The following is a 21610-nucleotide window of genomic DNA, read 5'->3' as shown; positions in this document are numbered from 1 at the left end:
CTAGTTCAGTATTTGTTTTATTTCTTCTTTATCATTAAAATAGTTACGCTTATCTTCAACCTCTTGATATGTTTCATGTCCTTTGCCGGCAATCAGAATCAGATCACCTTTTACAGCTAATAATGCTGCCATTTTTATCGCTTCTCTCCTATTCGTAACACAAAGTGTCGCTAGTTTTTGTTCTTCAGGAACACCGTTAAACATATCTTCAATAATGCTTTCTGGCTGTTCATTACGAGGATTGTCAGATGTTAAAATCACTCGGTTACTGTATTCGCAAGCTATGCGTGCCATCTTTGGGCGCTTCGTTTTATCCCTGTTCCCTCCAGCACCCACTACCGTGATAATTTGCCCGTCATCTACAATCCCTTTCAGCGTTTTCAAAACATTTTCTAAAGCATCAGGTGTATGTGCATAGTCCACAACGGCAGTAATACCACTGCCTGAGACATAAGTATCAAGACGACCAGCTACAGGTTCTAAAGTGCTTAGTGCAACTAAAGTACTTTGTTCTGGAATATCTAATAAACAAGCTGTTGCATATACTGCTAATAAATTATAGGCGTTAAAATCACCTATGAACTGTGTCCAAACTTCTGTCCCATTAAATTCCATGAGAGTAGTATCGAAGTGTCTTTCAAGAATTTTCACATTAAAGTCGCCTAAGGACTTTGCCGCATAAGCATACTGTTTCGCTTTCGTATTCTGAAGCATTACTTCGCCATTTCTATCATCTATATTGGTAAGCGCAAAACTATCTTTAGGGAGCTTATCAAAAAAAGATTTTTTGGCAGTTAGGTACGATTTAAAAGTCTCATGATAATCTAAGTGATCGTGGGTAAGATTCGTAAAAATACCGCCAATAAAGTGAACACCGGCTACTCGATGTTGAACTAAAGCATGCGAACTCACCTCCATGAAGCAATATTCACATCCTTCATTTACCATGTCTCTCAACAATACATTGAGTTGAACAGCATCGGGCGTAGTGTGAGTTGCTTTATGCTCCTTCTCTCCCACATAGTTAGCAATCGTAGAAAGTAAACCAACTTTATAGCCCAATTTATTAAACATTTTATACAAAAGTGTCACTATTGACGTCTTTCCATTAGTTCCTGTAACACCTACTAACTTCAACTCTTTTGATGGTTCATCATAAAACAAACTTGCTATCTGTCCTAGAGCCCTTGCAGTATTCTCAACCAAAACATAAGTAACATTATCATAGATAGTTTGAGGCATGGTTTCACAAACTACACATGTCGCTCCTGAACGAATTGCTTTCGAAATGAATTGATGTCCATCTACTTGTGTACCACGTTGTGCAACATAGAGAGTACCCTCTTGTACATTTCGGCTATCGAAACAAACACTCGAAACCTTTACATCCAAGTCTCCTTGATATTTTTTCACATCACAATTCTTTATGAGCCCAGCTAATGTTTTCATGATAAATAAATATTTACTTGTGTTCCCTTCACAATTTTAGTTCCCGGCTTCAGGGATTGATTGGTTATTAGTCCACTTCCCTGCACCTTTACTTTTAAACCTTTACTTTCCAATAAAAAAACTGCATCAGTTAGTGTCATCCCTACAACATTGGGCATCAAACTTTCACTGTTTTTAATAGGAGAATTTTCTTGTAAAAACTCCTCACCTATCACTTTACCTAATGCTGTGCTTTCATTTATACCAGGCAACAACATTAATCGGTGTCTCGTAGAATCAAGAACAGATTCTAAAGGCTTTTTTTCAGTAAGCATTCCTTTAGCATACAAGGCGTCTGATATTTTTTTAAATACAGGTCCGGCTACACTACCACCAAAACGACCAATGCTTCTATCGGGTTTATCAATAACAACTGCACAAGAATATTTGGGATTATCGGCAGGGAAATAACCTATAAACGTAGCTCGATAATTTTGGTTATCATATCCACCACCAACTTTTGCAATATGTGCAGTACCTGTTTTTCCAGCAATTTTATAACGACTATCTCTTATATTTCGTGCTGTTCCACGCTCCACAACACCTTCCAGCATTATATGCAACTTTTTCACCGTTTCTTCTGAACAAATGTTATTGTCAATAACAATAGGTTTAGAAAAATCTCTTATCATTTTACCATTTCGCTTAATGGCATATACTAGACGTGGTTTTACCATCTTACCATTATTAGCGATTGCATTATATAACGTCAACATATGTAAAGGAGTCACATTCACTTCGTATCCTACCGACATCCATGGCAGTGAAGTACTCCACCATGCTGACGATTTAGTATCTTTTATATACGGACGTCCCTCTCCTTTAATCTTCAAATTCAGAGGTTCTCCTAAATGCAAATCATATAAACGGTCTATATATCTCTGGGGATTATCTTTATACGCTGCATGTACCAACATAGAAGTTCCTACATTAGAGGATTTTTCAAAGACTTCCTGAACTGTAATTTTACCCACAGCATGATAATCACGCATAGTAGCTCCATAAAACCGACGAGCACCATTTCCTGTGTTGATAGAATCCGTCAATTTCACTACACCATCTTCTAATAAAGCTATCATTGATGGAAGTTTAAAAACAGATCCAGGCTCAACAGCATCAGCAATAGCATGATTTCTGCGTTCATAATAATTCCCATCTGAAGCAATTTCTAAATTGGCAATTGCTTTGATTTCTCCTGTGGAAACTTCCATCACCGTTACAGTACCATGATGTGCTTTAAACTGTTCTAGTTGCTCCATCAACGCACTTTCTGCCAGATCTTGCATATCCACATCTATTGTTGTAATGATATCATTTCCTTCAACAGCTTCTTTAACGATAAAATCCATTCTATTGCGTGGAGCTATTCGCCATTCTCTAACCCCCTCAACCCCTTTCAGCTCACTTTCATAGGCATGTTCTAAACCCAGTGCACCTACTTTTACGCCTTTTGCATTGGTTTCCAACTTACCTAGAGTACGTTCTCCTAGCATACCAAAAGGTCTATGACGCAATATTTCTTGCTCTAAAATAAGTCCTCCTTTATATTTCCCTCTTCTTAAAATTGGAAAGCGTTTTACTTTTTCCGCTTCCATATAATTAATCTTCCTATTGCCTAAATAGTGATAGCGTTCGTTATTTCTTCTTGCAGATTTTAATTCTCTTAGATAGGCGTTTTGATTCTTGTCCTTAAATAAACGAGCTAAACACAATGCTAACGAATCCACGTTAGCACTAAAAATACTATCCGTAATCGCTTCTGCTCCTAAATCCATTCTCAAATCAAAGAAAGTAAGAGAACAAGCAAGTAAGTATCCATTTTTAGCATAAATCTCTCCGCGAGGTGCAGCAAACTTCTTTTTAGTGGTATAAACCTCCACAGCTACGGCTCCAATCTCGCTAACTGGCGTCATTTGAAGCTGAACGATACGACCGACTATGAGCAAAGCAAAAAATGCTAAAATTGCCCAAAAGATGCGCACATTTCTAACTATGTCTCTCTTAATACTCATTCATTATTTTCTTCTAAAACTAAAGGTGGCTCAGAGGATAGTTCCAAGCCTAAATTTTTGCTTTCAATCCGCTCCAGCACCTGTGATTGTCTACTGTATTTCATTAATTCTGCACGGAGCTCCATCGACTTAAATCGTAATACAGCAACTTCTTTCTTTACTGCACCAAACTCTTTGTGTGTTTTTTTGTACTTATGTTGATTAGCAATGTAAAGCATCATTAAACAAACAATAAAAAAAATGAATGGCAATTGCTTTACGACTAGAGAGCTTGTTAAAAAATCTCCACTCATCAGATCATTCCAAGAGAACTTTTCAGCTTCACGTTGCTCTTGCTTTGCTGTTATAAATTCCTTTTGTTTCATACTATACTCTTTCTGCAACTCTTAGTTTTGCACTACGTGCTCTCGAATTCTCTGCTATTTCTTCTTCTGAAGGTGACTGAATTTTACCTATTGTTTTGAAATCCTTAATAACGTTTCCATAGAAATCTTTCTCTAAATCACCTGCAACATTGCCTGTTTGCATAAACCTTTTAACCAACCTATCTTCCAATGAGTGATATGAAATCACTACTAATCTACCTCCGGGCTTTATCACTTCTGGCATTTGCATCAATACATCTCGTAAAGCTCCTAATTCATCATTCACTTCAATACGAATAGCTTGAAAAACCTTAGCCAGAAAAGAAGCACGTTTGAACTCAGGAATCTTTCCGGCAACAATATCAGCGAGCTTTGCTGTTGTCTTTATTTCTGAAGAACTCCTAGCGCTCACAATAATTCTACTGAGCTGTTTGGCATTCTTCAACTCTCCATATTCCTTTAAAATTGTTGCTAACTGTTGTTCAGAATAGGTATTAACCACGTCATAAGCAGTCAACAAGCCATCTTGATTCATGCGCATATCCAAAGGGCTATCAAAACGAAAAGAAAAACCACGACCTGCTTCGTCAAATTCATGAGAAGATACACCTAAGTCTGCCAATACACCATCAACTTGATTTTTCTGCAAATACCGAAGGAAATATTTTAGATACCTAAAATTATGCTGAACAAAAGTGATTCTTTCATCATCAACGAGGTTACTTTTAGCATCTACATCTTGATCAAAACAAATAACCTCAGCGGCACCTCTTCGTAAAATCTCTCGAGTATGTCCTCCGCCGCCAAAAGTCAAATCCACATAGACTCCCCTATCATGGATTTTCAAAGCATCCATGCTTTCCTCCAATAATACGGGTATGTGGTATTTTTCGGTCATCAGCCCAATTCTTTAGCGATTAAATCTTCAAATTCTTCTTGTGTCATTTCAGTGGCATCATAGCTTTGCTTGTCCCAAATCACAATCTTTTCACCTACACCAGCAACAACAACCTCTTTGATAATTCCTGCATAGTCTAGCAGTCTTTGGGAAAGTAGAATTCTTCCCGAGCTATCTAGGCTAACCTCAGCAGTACCACGATAATATTCTCTTATGAGTTTATCATGATACCGATTATACCTATTCAATTTTTCTGTAAAACGTGCTACTTCTTCTTTCCATGCTTCTGCTGGAAATAGGTCTAGTGATTTATCGTAAATGCTTTGTTTTACAACAAAAGTTTCCCCTTCATTACAATTTTTGCGAAACTGCGATGGGATAATCATTCTGCCTTTAGCATCAACTTTTCCTGTATAATCACCTATAAACATGCAATAAATTTACTTTTCGTTTGTAAAGATATTGATAATTTTCAAAAATCTCCCACTTTTTGGGATTTTCTCCCACTTTGTTGATAACTTTTACAGATTTTAGTCTTATCTATTCATTATTAAACTATTACTAATAAGCTCTGAGACTTATGAATGCATCGTTGTAAGAAATTTAAGATGGTTTTTTTGTGATTTTGGGAAGGATGTGATAGTTTTCTGTTGATGATTAGCGGAGTTTAAAACCTATATTAAAAAAGAGGATAATAGAAAGAGAGATAAAGCACTGCTTCATTTCTCTTAAAAAATTTATTTAAGTAAAGTAAATTTATGCTTCTCCTAATGGTCCAAAATTAAGAGGCATTTTATGCAATTTCTCCTGCTTGTTTTCTTTAATCTCACCATACATTTTTTCATATTTGATCACATTATCTTGTAAGGTAGCTAACAAGCGCTTTGCATGTTCAGGCGTTACAATAACACGTGATTTTACTTCAGCTTTCGGCAATCCTGGCATCATACGCACAAAATCTAGTACAAACTCTGATGAAGAATGAGTTATCACTGCTAAGTTTGCATAAGTTCCTTGTGCTACTTCCTGATTTAATTCTATGTCTAATTGGTTATTCTTTTTATCGTCCATCTTTTTAAGTTTTATTCTCAAAGATACATATTTTTATAAAAAAAAGGACTATGCTTTTCTGCACAGTCCTTCAATAAATATCTCAAATTAGCAAGTTGTGCTATTCTTGGGTTTCAGTCTTATTAGCTATTAAAGATTCATAATCCTCTTTATCTCCGACAATTAAGTTTTCATAATCTCTCAGCCCAGTACCTGCAGGTATCAAGTGTCCACAGATTACATTTTCTTTCAACCCTTTCAATTCATCAACTTTACCGCTTATAGCTGCTTCGTTTAGAACTTTCGTAGTTTCCTGGAAAGAAGCTGCAGACATGAAACTTTCTGTCTGCAATGAAGCTCTAGTAATACCTTGTAGTATCTGTACTGAGGTTGCAGGAATTGCTTCTCTACATTCTACTAACTGCTTATCTTGACGCTTCAATGCAGAGTTTACTTCACGTAAATCTCTTGCACTGATAATTTGTCCTTCTTTCAGTTCTGTACTATCGCCATGGTTCATCACGACTTTCATGCCATAAATAGCATCATTTTCTTTCATAAAATCGACTTTCTCAACTATAGCTTTCTCTAGGAATTTTGTATCGCCTGGATCCTCAATCTGAACCTTACGCATCATCTGACGAACAATAACTTCAAAGTGCTTATCATCAATGATTACACCCTGCATACGATACACATCTTGAACTTCGTTCACGATATATTCTTGTACTGCTGTAGGTCCTTTAATTGCTAGGATATCTGCTGGCGTAATCGCACCATCAGACAATGGTGTTCCAGAACGTACATAATCATTTTCCTGAACCAATAACTGTTTAGATAATGACACGAGGTATTTCTTCACTTGTCCTGTTTTCGAAGTCACAATAACCTCACGATTACCTCTCTTAATTTTACCAAAAGTAACCTCTCCGTCAATCTCTGTAACAACAGCCGGATTTGAAGGATTTCGTGCTTCAAACAACTCTGTAACACGTGGAAGACCACCAGTGATATCACCAGAAGTTCCTAATGCACGAGGTATTTTCGCCAAGGCTTCACCGATAACAATCTCATCACCTTCATTTACTGAAATGTGAGCTCCTACAGGTAAATTGTATGCTTTTTCTACATTCCCTTTCTTATCGAGTACCTTTAACAATGGAGACTTCGTTTTATCTTTAGATTCAATAATAATCTTCTCAACAAAACCGGTTGTTTCGTCCATTTCCTCTTTATAAGTACCACCAGATACAAAGTTTTCAAAGGCGACCTTACCATCATATTCAGAAACGATAAGAGCATTATAAGGATCCCATTCACATATCAAATCATCTTTCTTCACTTTATCTCCTTCTTGGAAGTATAACTTAGCTCCATAAGGGATAAGCTGAGAAGTCAAGACTATTTTTGTATTTGGATCAATAATACGAACCTCTGCCAAACGTCCAACTACCACGTGGTAATCTTCACCGTGAGCATCTACGGTACGCAACTCATCAAATTCCAAATAACCGTCATATTTTGACTTTACAGTAGAGTTCGCAGATACGTTACCTGCCACACCACCAACGTGGAATGTACGCAATGTCAACTGTGTACCTGGCTCACCAATAGACTGAGCAGCAATAACACCTACAGCTTCACCTTTCTCAACCGTTTTACCAGTAGCAAGGTTACGACCATAACATTTTGCACAAACTCCAAGCTCAGCTTCACAAGTCAACACAGAGCGAATTTCTACCTGCTCTATATCTGCCTCTTCAATCTTTTTGATTGCTTCTTCATCTATTTCTTTTGTTGATGCAACAATCAATTCTCCTGTTCTTGGATTATGGATATCATGCAGTGCAATACGTCCTAAAATACGCTGCCCTAAAGAAGCAACTTCGTCTTCATTTTTCTTCAATGCCGAAACAGTCAATCCACGTAAAGTTCCACAATCTTTTTGTGTAATAATTACATCTTGAGAAACATCAACCAAACGACGTGTCAAATAACCCGCATCGGCAGTTTTTAATGCTGTATCCGCAAGACCTTTACGAGCACCGTGAGTAGAGATAAAATACTCTAATACTGATAATCCTTCTTTAAAGTTTGCCAAAATAGGGTTCTCAATAGTTTGACCGCCTGTAGAGCCGGATTTCTGTGGCTTAGCCATCAAACCACGCATACCTGATAACTGACGAATCTGCTCACGAGAACCACGAGCACCAGAGTCCAACATCATATAAATAGAGTTGAAACCTTGCTGGTCAGTCGAAATCTCCTCCATCAGCTTTTTGGTCAAGTTATTATTTACATGTGTCCAGATATCAATAATTTGATTGTAACGTTCATTATTCGTAATGAAACCGTTGTTATAATTCATCATTACATCATCTACCTTCGCATAGCCTTCATCAACCATTTTCTGTTTAGAATCAGGAATAATGATATCATCCAAGTTAAAAGATAATCCTCCTTTGAATGCCATTCGGTAGCCTAAGTCCTTAATCTTATCAAGGAAATCAGCTGTTGCAGCAACACCACATAGATTATAAACATTAGTGATAATGCCACGCAATGCTTTCTTAGTAATCAATTGATTAATGTAAGGCGCTTTCTCTGGTCTATTTTCATTTAAGATAATACGTCCAATAGTGGTTTCTATCAGCTTATTTTCAGTCTCATCTGTCTTTGGATTGTAGTCATCTACCAAGACTTTTACAGTAGCATGAAGATTAACTGCTTTTTCGTTATAAGCAATAATAGCTTCCTCTGGCGAGTAAAACTTCAAGCCTTCTCCTTTAGCACCTTTACGTTCTTTGGTAATATAATATAGTCCTAAAACCATATCCTGAGAAGGGACGGTAATAGGTGCGCCATTTGCAGGATTCAAAATATTGTGAGAACACAACATTAACAATTGTGCTTCCAGTATAGCTTCATTTCCTAGAGGTAAATGCACCGCCATCTGGTCACCGTCAAAGTCAGCGTTAAAACCAGTACAAGCAAGCGGGTGTAATTGGATTGCTTTACCCTCAATCAATTTTGGTTGAAAAGCTTGAATACCTAAACGGTGCAATGTTGGTGCACGGTTAAGTAACACTGGGTGTCCTTTCAACACATTCTCCAAAATATCCCAAACTACAGGATCTTTTCTATCTACAATCTTCTTAGCAGATTTTACGGTCTTCACAATACCACGCTCGATCAACTTCCTGATGATAAACGGTTTGTAAAGCTCTGCAGCCATGTGCTTAGGAATACCACATTCATGCATTTTCAAGCTAGGACCAACAACAATTACCGAACGCGCAGAATAGTCAACACGTTTACCCAGTAAGTTCTGACGGAAACGTCCCTGCTTACCTTTCAAGCTATCAGATAATGATTTTAAGGCTCTATTACCTTCCGTTTTTACTGCATTCGATTTACGAGAATTGTCAAACAATGAATCAACTGACTCTTGCAACATACGTTTCTCGTTACGCAAAATAACTTCAGGAGCTTTAATCTCAATCAATCGCTTCAAACGATTATTTCTAATAATCACTCGGCGGTATAAATCATTCAAGTCAGAAGTTGCAAATCGTCCACCATCTAAAGGTACCAATGGACGCAACTCTGGTGGTATGACTGGAATTACTTTCACAATCATCCACTCTGGTTTGTTGATATTTCTAGATTTTCTAAAAGATTCAACCACCTGTAAACGCTTCAGTGCATCGTTCTTTCTCTGCTGAGAAGTCTCTGTATCTGCACTATGACGCAATGTGTAAGATAATTCATCTAAATCTAAACGAGAAATAAGCATTTCTAATGCTTTACCTCCCATTTCAGCGATAAATTTATTAGGGTCGCTATCATCCAAATGTTGGTTGTCTGCCGGCAATTCATCTAAAATATCGAGATATTCTTCTTCAGAAAGAAAATCTAAGTACTGAATACCGTCAGCTTCTTTGATACCTGGATTTACAACCACATATTTTTCATAATACACGATTGATTCTAATTTCTTAGAAGGTACACCTAATAAATAACCTATTTTATTCGGTAATGTTTTGAAGTACCAAATATGAGCAACAGGAACGACCAACTGAATGTGTCCTACACGCTCTCTACGTACTTTTTTCTCCGTTACTTCAACACCACAGCGGTCACAAACGATACCTTTGTATCTAATACGTTTGTATTTACCACAATGGCACTCATAATCTTTTACGGGACCAAAAATTCTTTCACAGAACAAACCATCTCTTTCAGGCTTATACGTTCTGTAGTTAATTGTTTCTGGCTTGAGCACTTCACCATGTGAACGCTCTAGTATTTCGTCAGGCGATGCTAATCCAATTGTAATTTTGGAAAAGTTTGCCTTTTCTTGCTTATTTTCTTTTCTAAAAGCCATAATTTTTGCTGTGGTTAATCAAGTTCTACATTCAAGGCAAGACCTCTTATCTCATGTAAGAGTACATTTAGAGATTCTGGAATTCCAGATGGTGGCATTGGCTCTCCTTTTACGATAGCCTCATACGTCTTCGCTCTACCATGAACATCATCAGACTTCACTGTCAGTACCTCTTTCAAGATGTGTGCAGCACCGAATGCTTCAAGTGCCCAAACCTCCATCTCACCAAAACGCTGTCCACCAAATTGAGCTTTACCACCCAATGGTTGCTGTGTAATCAATGAGTATGGTCCTATAGAACGTGCGTGCATCTTATCCTCTACCATATGACTCAATTTAATCATATAGATAACACCAACGGTCGCAGGCTGATCAAAACGCTCTCCTGTGCCTCCGTCATACAAATAAGCCTTACCATATCGTGGTACATTAGCTTTATCAGTATACTCAGTAATTGCCTCTAAACTAGCTCCGTCAAATACAGGAGTTGAGAATTTCAAGCCAAGCTCTTTACCAGCCCAACCTAAAACAGTTTCAAATACCTGACCTAAGTTCATACGAGAAGGAACACCCAATGGATTCAAACAAATGTCAACAGGAGTTCCATCTTCCAAGAATGGCATATCTTCCATTCTTACTACACGAGACACGATACCTTTGTTACCGTGACGACCTGCCATCTTGTCTCCAATTTGGAGTTTTCGTTTCTTCGCTATATAAACTTTAGCTAATTTTATAATACCTACAGGTAGTTCATCACCTATAGTTACAGCATATTTCTTACGTTTGATTGCTCCATCAATTTTCTTATGCTCTAATATATAATTATTGAGCAACCTGGATATCAAACTGTTAGTTCTTTCATCATCAGTCCAGCCTTCAGCATCTACTTCAAGGAAATTGATTTTCTCAATATTCTTCAATGTAAATTTCTTGCCTTTAGCTAGCAGTTCAGCACCCAAGAAGTCAACAACACCAGCCGAAGTTTTACCTTCTAAGATTGTCATTATTTTCTCAATAAGACGCTTTTGCAACTTGGTAACTTCTTCTTCAAAGCTCTCATCTAACTTAGCAACAAGTACCTTATCAGATTGTTTTGCTTTTCTATCTTTTATAGCACGTGAGAAAAGATTCTTACGAATAACTGTCCCTTTCAAAGAAGGTCCTGCTTTCAATGAAGCATCTTTTACATCACCGGCTTTATCACCAAAGATGGCACGAAGTAGTTTTTCTTCAGGAGAAGGATCTGATTCACCTTTTGGTGTGATCTTACCTATCAAAATATCTCCAGGACCTACTTTAGCACCTACTCGAATAAGTCCATTTTCATCAAGGTCTTTTGTAGCTTCTTCACTTACGTTAGGAATATCGGCAGTCAACTCTTCTACCCCACGTTTGGTATCACGTACTTCGAGTGAAAATTCTTCAACGTGAATTGATGTAAATACATCTTCACTAACGATACGTTCCGAGATTACAATAGCATCCTCGTAGTTATACCCTTTCCAAGGCATGAAGGCAACTTTCAAGTTTCTACCTAATGCAAGTTCTCCTTTTTCAGTTCCATAACCATCCGTTAAAATTTGTCCTGCAACTACCTTATCACCTTTTTCTACCAAAGGTTTTAAGTCCATTACAGTATTTTGGTTGGTTTTGGCATATTTTGAAATATTATAAGTTATAAGTTCATCATCAGTAAAAGCAACCAATCGGTCATCATCAGAACGTTCATATCTTATAATAATCTTTGTAGAATCTACATAGTCAACAACACCATCTCCCTCTGCTACTACTTGTGTTCTTGAATCCCTTACCACTGTATGCTCTAATCCTGTTCCCACGATAGGAGATTCTGGACGCAATACAGGAACCGCTTGACGCATCATATTAGAACCCATCAAAGCACGGTTCGCATCATCATGCTCCAAGAAAGGAATCAGAGATGCAGCAATAGAAGCAATTTGGTTAGGTGCAACATCCATCATCTCTACCTCTTCAATATCAGCTAACGGATAATCTGCATCTTTTCTGGCTTTAACTCTTTCATTGGTGAATTTCCCTTTATCATCAATAGGTGCATTAGCTTGTGCTATTACTACACCCTCTTCCTCTTCGGCAGAGAGATAAGCTACACCTTTATCTGATAAATCAACTTTACCGTTCTTCACTTTACGGTAAGGCGTTTCAATAAATCCTAAGCTATTTACCTTCGCATAAACACACAAGGAAGAAATCAAACCAATATTAGGCCCTTCAGGAGTTTCAATTGGACATAAACGACCATAGTGAGTATAGTGAACGTCACGAACCTCGAAACCTGCACGTTCTCTAGAAAGACCACCTGGTCCTAAGGCAGACATTCTACGCTTATGTGTAACCTCTGCCAATGGATTGGTTTGATCCATAAACTGAGACAAAGCATTCGTTCCAAAGAATGAATTAATTACTGAAGACAACGTCTTAGAATTAATCAAATCGACTGGGGTAAATACCTCATTATCACGAACGTTCATACGTTCACGAATCGTACGTGCCATACGCGCAAGTCCCACACCGAATTGGTTAGCCAACTGCTCTCCTACGGTACGTACACGTCTGTTACTCAAGTGGTCAATATCATCGACATCTGTCTTAGCATTGATCAACTTGATAAGATACTTAATAATTTCAAGGATATCTTGTTTTACCAATACTCTTGTATCAGGATCAGTATCCAAATTCAATTTTTTATTCAATCGGTATCGACCTACTTCCCCTAAGTCATAACGCTTATCCGAAAAGAACAATTTGTCAATAACATCACGAGCCGTAGCCTCATCAGGTGGCTCAGAGTTTCTTAATTGACGATAGATATAAAGTACTGCCTCTTTTTCAGAGTTACAGGGATCTTTTTGTAGTGTGTTGTGAATAATTGCATAGTCGGTAGAATTTTCCTCTTCTTTATGTAACAAGATAGTTTTCTCACCTGACTCTAATATTTCTTCGATATGCTCAGGCTCTAGAACAGTTTCTCTATCTAGAACGACTTCATTTCTTTCTATAGATACAACTTCTCCTGTATCTTCATCAACAAAGTCTTCAACCCAAGACTTTAGGACTCTAGCAGCCAAGGTACGTCCAACAACTTTTTTCAAAGATGTTTTATTTACTTTTACTTCATCTGCTAAGCCAAATATTTCAAGTATATCTTTATCACTCTCATAACCAATTGCACGGAGCAATGTAGTTACCGGTAATTTCTTTTTTCTATCTATGTATGCAAACATGACATTATTGATGTCTGTTGCAAATTCTATCCAAGATCCTTTAAAAGGAATTACTCGGGCAGAATATAATTTTTTCTGATTTGTATGAATACTCTGACCGAAGAAAACACCTGGCGAACGATGCAATTGAGAAACAATAACACGTTCAGCACCGTTAATTACAAATGAACCACGATAGGTCATTGCCGGCACATTTCCAAGATAAACATCTTGAATAACGGTATCGAAATCTTCATGTTCAGGATCAGTACAATAGAGTTTAAGTTTTGCGCGCAATGGTACGCTATATGTCAACCCTCGCTCGATACACTCATCAATATCGTAGCGTGGCGGTGCAATGGAATAATCAATAAACTCCAATACAAAATTATTTCTTGTATCAGTTATAGGGAAATTCTCATTGAAAACTGTGTACAGGCCTTCATTCTTTCTCTCGGAATGTTTAGTATTAGCCTGGAAAAATTCATTAAATGATTTGATTTGAATCTCCACAAAATCTGGATAATCCAGCTTGTTTTTAGTAGATCCAAAATTGATTCTTTGGGAAGTATTTTGAGACATTTTTCGTATGTGTAAAGTGAACTTTATAAAATAACCACAAAAGGTTTAGAGTACCTGCCATAGATGCAGACACTCTAAACCGTTAAATTAAAAACAGTGTTAGTGCTTTTATTTTATTTAAGTTCAACTTCAGCTCCAGCCTCTTCTAATTGAGTTTTTAATGTTTCAGCCTCTTCTTTAGATACTTTCTCTTTTAATGGAGCAGGAGCAGAGTCAACTAATCCTTTAGCTTCTTTAAGTCCTTGTCCTGTTAATTCTTTAACTAACTTAACTACAGCTAGTTTAGATCCACCTGGATTAACTAAGATTACGTCGAACTCAGTTTGTTCAGCTGCTGCAGCGTCTCCGCCTGCTGCTGGAGCTGCTGCTACAGCTGCCGCTGCTGCAGGCTCAATGCCATACTCGTCCTTCAATACATCTGCTAACTCTTTTACCTCTTTTACAGTCAAATTAACTAACTCTTCTGCAAGTTTTTTAATATCTGCCATTGTATGTAAATTTTTTAAAATTATTCTTTGTTTGTGTTGTTTAATATTATTCTTTCTCTGATAAAGTTTTCACTAGACCTGCTAGTGTATTTCCACCTGATTGAAGTGAAGAAACAACTTGTTGTATTGGTGATTGTAATAAACCAATAACATCGCCAAGCAATTCCTCTTTTGATTTTACACTTACTAGGTTTTCTAACTCCTCTTCACCAAGATAAATTGCTTCTTCTACAAATGCACCTTTTAAAAGTGGTTTGTCATGTGATTTTCTAAAGTCTTTAATCAATTTAGCAGGAGCGTTTCCTGTATCACATAGCATTATAGAAGTCGATCCCTTCAATGTTTGGTGAAGTTCATCATATTCTCCATCAAGCTTGTCTAAGGCACGTTTTAGTAAGGTATTTTTCACCATTACTAATTTAATGTCTTTTTCAAAACAAGCTTTTCTAAGTTCGTATGTTGCTATTGCATCTAGATCAGAAGAATCAGTTAAATAAAAATGCTTTGAATTACTTAACAATTCTGTCAAATCATCAATAACGGTTAATTTTTCTTCTTTTCTCATAATTTCTTATCTTCTATCAATCCGTTATACAAATTAGTCTACTAATGATTTTGGATCCACTTTAAAACCCACTCCCATTGTACTAGACACATACACACTTCTCACATACGTACCCTTTGCAGATGAAGGCTTCAATTTATTAATTGTACTCATAAATTCTGAAGCATTATCAACTAGCTTATCAGCATCGAAAGATACTTTTCCTACTGATGAATGGATGATTCCGTACTTATCTACTTTAAAATCAATTTTACCGGCTTTCACTTCTTTTACAGCCTTGCCGATATCCATAGTTACAGTACCACTCTTAGGGTTAGGCATTAGACCACGTGGTCCTAATACTCGTCCTAATTGTCCTACTTTAGCCATTACAGAGGGCATAGTGATGATCACATCAACATCAGTCCATCCGCCTTTTATTTTAGCTATATAGTCATCCAATCCAACATAATCTGCTCCTGCTTCTTTAGCTTCCTCCTCTTTATCAGGAGTACAAAGAACAAGAACGCGTACATCTTTACCTGTACCATGTGGCAGGGTAACAATACCACGTACCATTTGGTCAGCTTTTCTAGGATCTACTCCAAGGCGGATATCCATATCAAAAGAGGCATCGAATTTAGAGAAAGTGGTACTTTTCACTAAATTTACTGCTTCTTTAATATCGTATACCTCATTTAATTCAACCTTGTCCAGCGCTTTTTTTCTATTTTTTCCAATCTTACTCATCTCTTTCGCTGTTTTTTAATTAGTAGATTTTTTCCCTTTAACAGTCACGCCCATACTTCTTGCAGTACCTGCAATCATACTTTTGGCACTCTCTATCTCAAAGGCATTCATATCCTTCATCTTGCCTTCGGCAATAGTGTGGATTTGATCCCAAGTGATAGCTCCGACCTTGCTTCGGTTAGGTTCCGCAGAACCTTTCTTTAGCTTAATCGCTTCCATGATTTGAACTGCTACTGGAGGTGTTTTTGTAATAAAGTCAAAAGAACTATCAGAATATACGGTAATGACTACTGGAATTAGCTTACCCATATTTTCTTGTGTTCTTGCATTGAACTGCTTACAGAAATCCATGATATTCACCCCTTTAGCACCTAAAGCAGGTCCTACAGGAGGTGATGGATTTGCTTGTCCACCTCTAATTTGCAGTTTTATTAATCCAGCAATTTCTTTAGCCATAATAAACTACTCTTTTTCTACTTGAACAAAACTTAACTCGAGAGGTGTTTCCCTTCCGAAGATTTTCACCATAACCTTCAGTTTCTTGTTATCATTATTCACCTCTTTTATCTCACCCGAGAATCCATTAAATGGACCATCTGTTACCTTTACCATCTCTCCAACATGGTATTGAGTTTCAAACTCAACATCTTGCTGTGCCAATTCATCAACAGTACCTAAAATACGCTGAATCTCATTTTTTCTTAATGGTGCTGGTGCTCCGCCTCTGGTGTCTCCCAGGAAGCCAATTACATTCGTGATATTACGAAGTATATGAGGAATCTCACCTACTAACGAAGCTTCTATTAAAACATATCCCGGATAAAAATTTCTCTCTTTACTTATTTTTTTACCGTTTCTTACTTGATATACTTTTTCTGTTGGAATCAATACTTGACTTACATATTCAGTAAGACCTAATGCATCAATTTCTTTATCGATATATTCCTTAACTTTGCGTTCCTTTCCTCCAATGGTACGTAATACATACCATCTTTTCTTAATCTCTTCAGCCATTCTTATAAAATATTATACAAGAATTTCATCAAGTTTTCAAACACTGTATCCATCGCCCAGACAATCAGAGCAATAACAACACTGGCTACCATAACTACAACCGCACTATTTTGCAATTGTTTCCATGCAGGCCATGTTACTTTATGGATTAATTCAGAATATACGTCTTTTAAATATGCAACAGCTTTCATACTATCAAGTTTATGCACGGGCGGAAGGGATCGAACCCTCGACCTTTGGTTTTGGAGACCACTGCTCTACCAGCTGAGCTACACCCGTATGGTTTAAATGGGCAGTCACATTTTTGGGCTGCCCATTTTATATTAGCTATAAAATATGTTTACAGCTATAAATTATTCAATAATTTCAGTTACCTGACCAGCACCTACTGTTCTACCACCCTCACGGATTGCAAAACGAAGTCCTTTATCAACTGCTACAGGGTAGATAAGCTCTACAGTGATTGTTACGTTATCACCAGGCATTACCATCTCTGTTCCTTCAGGTAAAGTAATCTCACCAGTCACATCCAATGTACGGATATAGAACTGAGGACGGTATTTGTTGTGGAATGGAGTGTGACGTCCACCTTCTTCCTTCTTCAACACATAAACCTCAGCTTTCACCTTAGTGTGAGGAGTAATTGTTTTAGGGTGACAAATCACCATACCACGCTTAATCTTATCTTTATCAACACCTCGAAGCAATAAACCTACGTTATCACCAGCTTGACCTTCGTCAAGAATCTTACGGAACATCTCTACTCCTGTGATTACTGATTTCATTCCTTCTGCACCTAAACCGATAATTTGAACTTCTTCACCAGTTTTCACAACACCAGTCTCAATACGACCAGTTGCAACAGTACCACGACCAGTAATAGAGAATACGTCCTCAACTGGCATCAAGAATGGCTTATCTACATCACGTGGAGGTAATGGAATCCACTCATCTACAGCTTTCATAAGCTCCATAATCTTCTCTTCCCACTCAGGCTCTCCGTTCAATGCTCCTAATGCAGAACCTTGAATAACAGGAGTATTGTCTCCATCAAATTCATAGAAATCAAGTAATTCTCTTACCTCCATTTCTACAAGCTCTAACATTTCCTCGTCATCTACCATATCCACTTTGTTCATGAATACAACAATCTTAGGAACGTTTACCTGACGAGCTAATAGGATATGCTCACGAGTTTGAGGCATAGGTCCATCAGTTGAAGCTACTACAAGAATAGCGCCGTCCATTTGAGCAGCACCAGTAACCATATTCTTCACATAGTCAGCGTGTCCTGGACAGTCAACGTGAGCATAGTGACGAGCTTCGGTTTGGTACTCCACATGAGCTGTATTAATTGTAATACCTCTCTCTTTCTCTTCTGGAGCGTTATCAATAGTATCAAAAGCTTTAACTTCTGATAACCCTTTCTTGGCCAAAACCGTAGTAATAGCCGCAGTTAATGTTGTTTTACCATGATCGACGTGACCGATAGTACCAATGTTCACATGCGGTTTCGAACGATCAAAATGCTCTTTTGCCATAATTTTAGTTATTAATATAATTCAACAATCTGTTTAATTTCTTTTTTTCTTACACTTCCTTATAAAACTGGAGCCATTGACGAGAATTGAACTCGTGACCTCTTCCTTACCAAGGAAGCGCTCTACCCCTGAGCTACAACGGCAGAACACAAAAAGAGCGAGAGACGGGGCTCAAACCCGCGACCCTCAGCTTGGAAGGCTGATGCTCTATCAACTGAGCTACTCTCGCATAATTTCCCCTCATGCTTACCGCTATATTTATATAGCAGTAAAATTTTGTGGGAAGAGCAGGATTCGAACCTACGAAGACATAAGTCAGCGGAGTTACAGTCCGCCCCAGTTGGCCACTTTGGTATCTTCCCAACATTATAAAATAAATAGAGCCGATGAACGGATTCGAACCGCCGACCCGCTGATTACAAATCAGCTGCTCTGGCCAACTGAGCTACATCGGCACTCTAGTTATTTTCAACAATTCAAATGAACTTTCGTTGTTTACTTTTACGGTGTGCAAATGTACATATTTTTTCTTTACCACCAAAAATTGATTACGTTTTTTTTGAAAATTATCTTCTCATTAATTTTTCTTTATGTTTTTTTAATTGCCTGCGCAAGGCTTCAACTACATCATCAACAGCTTCTTCAAAAGTAGTACTATTTCTCTTGGCAAATAAATCACTTTGAGGTACGTTTAATTTGATTTCTGCTATTTTATTCTCTTTGGATTCTTCTTTTTCTAAACGTAATTTTACATCAGCAGACACAATTCCATCATAGAACTTCGTTAATTTATCCACTTTCTTCTCTATAAAATCTAATAATTTTTTATCCGCTTTAAAATCTAATGATTCAATATTTACATTCATATTCTTGATATTTTATGCCCTTGGGTGGGCTTGTTTATAATCTTTTTTTAACTGTTCCTGAGTGCTGTGCGTATATACCTGAGTAGCTGCAAGGCTGCTATGCCCTAATAATTCCTTTAAGGCATTAATATCTGCACCACTATTTAACATTTGAGTCGCAAAGGTGTGGCGTAGCACGTGCGGGCTTCTCTTTAAAGCACTACTTACCTGTGACAGGTATTTTTTTACAATATAATAGAGTTGATTTCTATTCAAAGCTTGATTCGAGCTACTTACAAACAAGTGTATATTGCTCCCTACTTCTCGGTCTCGTATAACAATATAATTCCTCAAACCATTAAGGACAAAGGGGAGCAAGGGTATAAGCCGTTCTTTATTTCTTTTACCTAAAACTTTTATTAATTTTCGATCATAATCAATAGCTGAAATCTTCAAGTTGGCGAGTTCACTCACACGCATCCCAGTACCATAAAAAAGATTAAGAATCATTTCATCTCGTTCGCCTTCAAAATCATCAGCATATTTTATTTGAGAGAATAGCGCTTGAGTTTCTTTTTCTTTTAAAAAAGTGGGCAACCGCTTTTCTTTTTTGGGAAGTGTCAGTTGCGAAACTGGATTTGTTTTCATCTCTCCCTGTTGCATTTGATATCGGTAAAAGGCTTTTAAACTTGACATCTTACGATGAACGGTTGATTGACTTTTATTTTCCTTCAACAACTTCAATAGCCAAGAACGTATATCAGAGTGTATTGCTGTTAAGAGCAATTGCTCACCGCCCAACCATGCAACAAATTGATTAAGATCTAATTCGTAAGCCTCTACGGTATGTGGACTGTATCTTTTTTGATACTTTAAATATGCTAAAAACTCCGAAATCATAAATACTACGAACTATTCTTTGTACTAAAATACAAAAAAATCTATTGGTAAATTATTTTTTTATACTTTTCTCAAAGTTTATGGGTGAACTGATTTTAGTAGTCTATTCCAACGAATCCCCCCTTCTGGTTTTTTAGACATCCAGATAAGCCACGCTTTTCCAACAACATGATCTTCTGGAACGAATCCCCAATAACGTGAATCAGCCGAGTTGTGGCGATTATCACCCATCGCCCAATAATAATTCATCTTTATCGTGTACGCATCGGTTAATTGTTCATTAATATAAATATTATCACCTTCAACCCTTAAAGTATTTCCTTCGTAGGCTTCTATAATTCTTTTGTAAAAAGGCAGATTTTCAACTGATAAATTTATAATATCTCCTTTTGCAGGGATTGTTAAAGGTCCCATATGGTCACGATTCCATCCTAATTCTGAAATAAAAGGAAATACACGCCCATCTACTCCTTTAGAAGACAGTTGCTTATCTACACTTACAACGCCATTCATTTCTTGTATTGATTGTGCCATACTCGCAGATAGTGAAAGTAATCCTGACTGTTTGTATCCTTGATAATTTGCTAAACTAACACCTATTGGCTCTAATTGCTCGTAAGAGAGCAACTTATTTGCATCAGTCACAATTTGATAGGTGAGCAAGATATTGTCAAAGTCTGGTTGAGGATTGCCGTTCGTATATACTTTTCCATCTTTTATTTCCAATTCATCTCCTGCTACAGCTACACAACGTTTGATAAAATTCTCTCTTTTATCAACCGGGCGGTCTAAAATAGTATATCGCTGAGCGAGCAATTCTTCAGCTTTTTGTTCATACTGTGCATCAGTGAAATTTCCTCCTTGAGATTTGAGTTGTTGTATAAAATCGCGCACATGGGTATGATAATCTGGATTCTCATATCCCTCTATATAAATATCTCCTGCGGGAAAGTTAAAAACAAATATGTCATCACGCTTTATCTGTGAAAGACCTGCTAATCGTTTATAATCCCAATGAATAAGTTCACTATATGATTTTATATTCGTACCGGGAATTTTATTATGAACCAAAGGAACAGAAAGTGGCGTCATCGGCACACGGGGTCCATACGCAACTTTACTGACAAAGAGAAAATCTCCAACTAAAAGCTCACGTTCCATAGAGGGTGTGGGAATGATATAAGCTTGAAAAATAAAAATACGAATGATAGAGGCTGCAATAATTGCGAATATAATTGCATCAACCCACTCGATAAGCCTTGTTTGTTTTTTTACTCCTCGTTTTTTCCAAAAAGCCCAATGAACCTTCTTACTGATGTACATATCATAAATAATAACTAAACCGAGTAGCAACCAAAAATTACGCAACCAAATACACCATAATATATATATCAGTGCTACGATGCCAAACTTAATCCATTGTTTTGTTGAGGTATTTTTCATTGTTTTAATATTAATTCTATTTAATGCAAAAAAAGGACTTTCATCTTATTATATGTTT

18 protein-coding genes and 5 tRNA genes are annotated in these 21610 nt (G+C 37.2%); all 23 read right to left on the bottom strand.

All coding sequences use genetic code 11. The annotated features are described in order from the left end of the window. Entirely contained in the window at positions 1–1449 is a 1449-nt protein-coding gene (locus tag C7377_RS06305; protein WP_116496489.1) for a UDP-N-acetylmuramoyl-L-alanyl-D-glutamate--2,6-diaminopimelate ligase, read from the bottom strand. Beyond that, a complete protein-coding gene (locus C7377_RS06300; protein ID WP_116496488.1) occupies positions 1446–3500 on the bottom strand; it encodes a penicillin-binding protein in 2055 nt (684 codons plus the stop codon). Before C7377_RS06300 ends, C7377_RS06305 begins: the two co-directional genes overlap by 4 nt. Further along, a complete protein-coding gene (locus C7377_RS06295; protein WP_116496487.1) occupies positions 3497–3865 on the bottom strand; it encodes an FtsL-like putative cell division protein in 369 nt (122 codons plus the stop codon). The genes C7377_RS06300 and C7377_RS06295 overlap by 4 nt, the downstream gene beginning before the upstream one ends. Position 3866: 1 nt before the next feature. Further along, on the bottom strand, positions 3867–4763 hold the full coding sequence (gene rsmH, locus C7377_RS06290; RefSeq protein ID WP_116496486.1) for a 16S rRNA (cytosine(1402)-N(4))-methyltransferase RsmH: 897 nt from the start codon (positions 4761–4763) through the stop codon (positions 3867–3869). Next, complete coding sequence (locus C7377_RS06285) at positions 4763–5194, bottom strand: division/cell wall cluster transcriptional repressor MraZ (RefSeq protein WP_116496485.1); 432 nt, start codon at positions 5192–5194, stop codon at positions 4763–4765. The genes rsmH and C7377_RS06285 overlap by 1 nt, the downstream gene beginning before the upstream one ends. 325 nt (positions 5195–5519) lie before the next feature. Continuing rightward, positions 5520–5834 (bottom strand): DUF3467 domain-containing protein, encoded by a 315-nt coding sequence (locus tag C7377_RS06280; RefSeq protein WP_116496484.1) that lies wholly within the window; start codon positions 5832–5834, stop codon positions 5520–5522. A gap of 100 nt (positions 5835–5934) precedes the next feature. Continuing rightward, positions 5935–10200 (bottom strand): DNA-directed RNA polymerase subunit beta', encoded by a 4266-nt coding sequence (gene rpoC / locus C7377_RS06275; RefSeq protein WP_116496483.1) that lies wholly within the window; start codon positions 10198–10200, stop codon positions 5935–5937. 14 nt (positions 10201–10214) lie between these two features. After that, on the bottom strand, positions 10215–14027 hold the full coding sequence (gene rpoB / locus C7377_RS06270) for a DNA-directed RNA polymerase subunit beta (RefSeq protein WP_116496482.1): 3813 nt from the start codon (positions 14025–14027) through the stop codon (positions 10215–10217). A gap of 113 nt (positions 14028–14140) precedes the next feature. Continuing rightward, on the bottom strand, positions 14141–14515 hold the full coding sequence (rplL, locus tag C7377_RS06265; protein WP_116496481.1) for a 50S ribosomal protein L7/L12: 375 nt from the start codon (positions 14513–14515) through the stop codon (positions 14141–14143). Between the two features lie 46 nt (positions 14516–14561). After that, a complete protein-coding gene (gene rplJ, locus C7377_RS06260) occupies positions 14562–15080 on the bottom strand; it encodes a 50S ribosomal protein L10 (RefSeq protein WP_116496480.1) in 519 nt (172 codons plus the stop codon). Positions 15081–15113: 33 nt separating this feature from the next. Further along, a complete protein-coding gene (gene rplA, locus C7377_RS06255; protein WP_116496479.1) occupies positions 15114–15809 on the bottom strand; it encodes a 50S ribosomal protein L1 in 696 nt (231 codons plus the stop codon). A 15-nt stretch (positions 15810–15824) separates the two neighbouring features. Beyond that, on the bottom strand, positions 15825–16265 hold the full coding sequence (gene rplK / locus C7377_RS06250; protein ID WP_116496478.1) for a 50S ribosomal protein L11: 441 nt from the start codon (positions 16263–16265) through the stop codon (positions 15825–15827). Positions 16266–16271: 6 nt separating this feature from the next. After that, complete coding sequence (gene nusG, locus C7377_RS06245) at positions 16272–16823, bottom strand: transcription termination/antitermination protein NusG (RefSeq protein WP_116496477.1); 552 nt, start codon at positions 16821–16823, stop codon at positions 16272–16274. Between the two features lie 2 nt (positions 16824–16825). Beyond that, positions 16826–17014 (bottom strand): preprotein translocase subunit SecE, encoded by a 189-nt coding sequence (gene secE / locus C7377_RS06240; protein WP_116496476.1) that lies wholly within the window; start codon positions 17012–17014, stop codon positions 16826–16828. Positions 17015–17029: 15 nt separating this feature from the next. After that, positions 17030–17102: transfer RNA gene (locus C7377_RS06235), tRNA-Trp, on the bottom strand. Between the two features lie 74 nt (positions 17103–17176). Then, a complete protein-coding gene (tuf, locus tag C7377_RS06230) occupies positions 17177–18364 on the bottom strand; it encodes an elongation factor Tu (RefSeq protein WP_116496475.1) in 1188 nt (395 codons plus the stop codon). A gap of 68 nt (positions 18365–18432) precedes the next feature. Further along, positions 18433–18507: transfer RNA gene (locus C7377_RS06225), tRNA-Thr, on the bottom strand. Between the two features lie 13 nt (positions 18508–18520). Next, a tRNA-Gly gene (locus C7377_RS06220) sits at positions 18521–18593 on the bottom strand. 50 nt (positions 18594–18643) lie between these two features. Then, a tRNA-Tyr gene (locus C7377_RS06215) sits at positions 18644–18726 on the bottom strand. A gap of 19 nt (positions 18727–18745) precedes the next feature. After that, positions 18746–18819, bottom strand: a tRNA-Thr gene (locus tag C7377_RS06210). 111 nt (positions 18820–18930) lie between these two features. Next, a complete protein-coding gene (gene hpf, locus C7377_RS06205; protein ID WP_116496474.1) occupies positions 18931–19230 on the bottom strand; it encodes a ribosome hibernation-promoting factor, HPF/YfiA family in 300 nt (99 codons plus the stop codon). Between the two features lie 12 nt (positions 19231–19242). Beyond that, complete coding sequence (locus tag C7377_RS06200; protein ID WP_116496473.1) at positions 19243–20109, bottom strand: tyrosine-type recombinase/integrase; 867 nt, start codon at positions 20107–20109, stop codon at positions 19243–19245. A gap of 78 nt (positions 20110–20187) precedes the next feature. Next, a complete protein-coding gene (lepB, locus tag C7377_RS06195) occupies positions 20188–21552 on the bottom strand; it encodes a signal peptidase I (protein WP_116496472.1) in 1365 nt (454 codons plus the stop codon). Between the last annotated feature and the right edge of the window lie 58 nt (positions 21553–21610).

The organism is Balneicella halophila, assembly GCF_003096835.1.
Lineage (GTDB): Bacteria > Bacteroidota > Bacteroidia > Bacteroidales > Balneicellaceae > Balneicella > Balneicella halophila.
This window is presented reverse-complemented; position numbering and strand designations above follow the sequence as displayed.

Bases quoted from the DNA above. Each gene is read 5' to 3' on its own strand.
- rpoC (WP_116496483.1), bottom strand. From the start codon at position 10,200: ATGGCTTTTAGAAAAGAAAATAAGCAAGAAAAGGCAAACTTTTCCAAA.
- rplJ (WP_116496480.1), bottom strand. From the start codon at position 15,080: ATGAGAAAAGAAGAAAAATTAACCGTTATTGATGATTTGACAGAATTG.
- rpoB (WP_116496482.1), bottom strand. From the start codon at position 14,027: ATGTCTCAAAATACTTCCCAAAGAATCAATTTTGGATCTACTAAAAAC.
- rplK (WP_116496478.1), bottom strand. From the start codon at position 16,265: ATGGCTAAAGAAATTGCTGGATTAATAAAACTGCAAATTAGAGGTGGA.
- lepB (WP_116496472.1), bottom strand. From the start codon at position 21,552: ATGAAAAATACCTCAACAAAACAATGGATTAAGTTTGGCATCGTAGCA.
- C7377_RS06285 (WP_116496485.1), bottom strand. From the start codon at position 5,194: ATGTTTATAGGTGATTATACAGGAAAAGTTGATGCTAAAGGCAGAATG.
- C7377_RS06305 (WP_116496489.1), bottom strand. From the start codon at position 1,449: ATGAAAACATTAGCTGGGCTCATAAAGAATTGTGATGTGAAAAAATAT.
- rsmH (WP_116496486.1), bottom strand. From the start codon at position 4,763: ATGACCGAAAAATACCACATACCCGTATTATTGGAGGAAAGCATGGAT.
- C7377_RS06300 (WP_116496488.1), bottom strand. From the start codon at position 3,500: ATGAGTATTAAGAGAGACATAGTTAGAAATGTGCGCATCTTTTGGGCA.
- tuf (WP_116496475.1), bottom strand. From the start codon at position 18,364: ATGGCAAAAGAGCATTTTGATCGTTCGAAACCGCATGTGAACATTGGT.
- C7377_RS06280 (WP_116496484.1), bottom strand. From the start codon at position 5,834: ATGGACGATAAAAAGAATAACCAATTAGACATAGAATTAAATCAGGAA.
- rplA (WP_116496479.1), bottom strand. From the start codon at position 15,809: ATGAGTAAGATTGGAAAAAATAGAAAAAAAGCGCTGGACAAGGTTGAA.
- hpf (WP_116496474.1), bottom strand. From the start codon at position 19,230: ATGAATGTAAATATTGAATCATTAGATTTTAAAGCGGATAAAAAATTA.
- rplL (WP_116496481.1), bottom strand. From the start codon at position 14,515: ATGGCAGATATTAAAAAACTTGCAGAAGAGTTAGTTAATTTGACTGTA.
- C7377_RS06200 (WP_116496473.1), bottom strand. From the start codon at position 20,109: ATGATTTCGGAGTTTTTAGCATATTTAAAGTATCAAAAAAGATACAGT.
- C7377_RS06295 (WP_116496487.1), bottom strand. From the start codon at position 3,865: ATGAAACAAAAGGAATTTATAACAGCAAAGCAAGAGCAACGTGAAGCT.
- nusG (WP_116496477.1), bottom strand. From the start codon at position 16,823: ATGGCTGAAGAGATTAAGAAAAGATGGTATGTATTACGTACCATTGGA.
- secE (WP_116496476.1), bottom strand. From the start codon at position 17,014: ATGAAAGCTGTTGCATATTTAAAAGACGTATATTCTGAATTAATCCAT.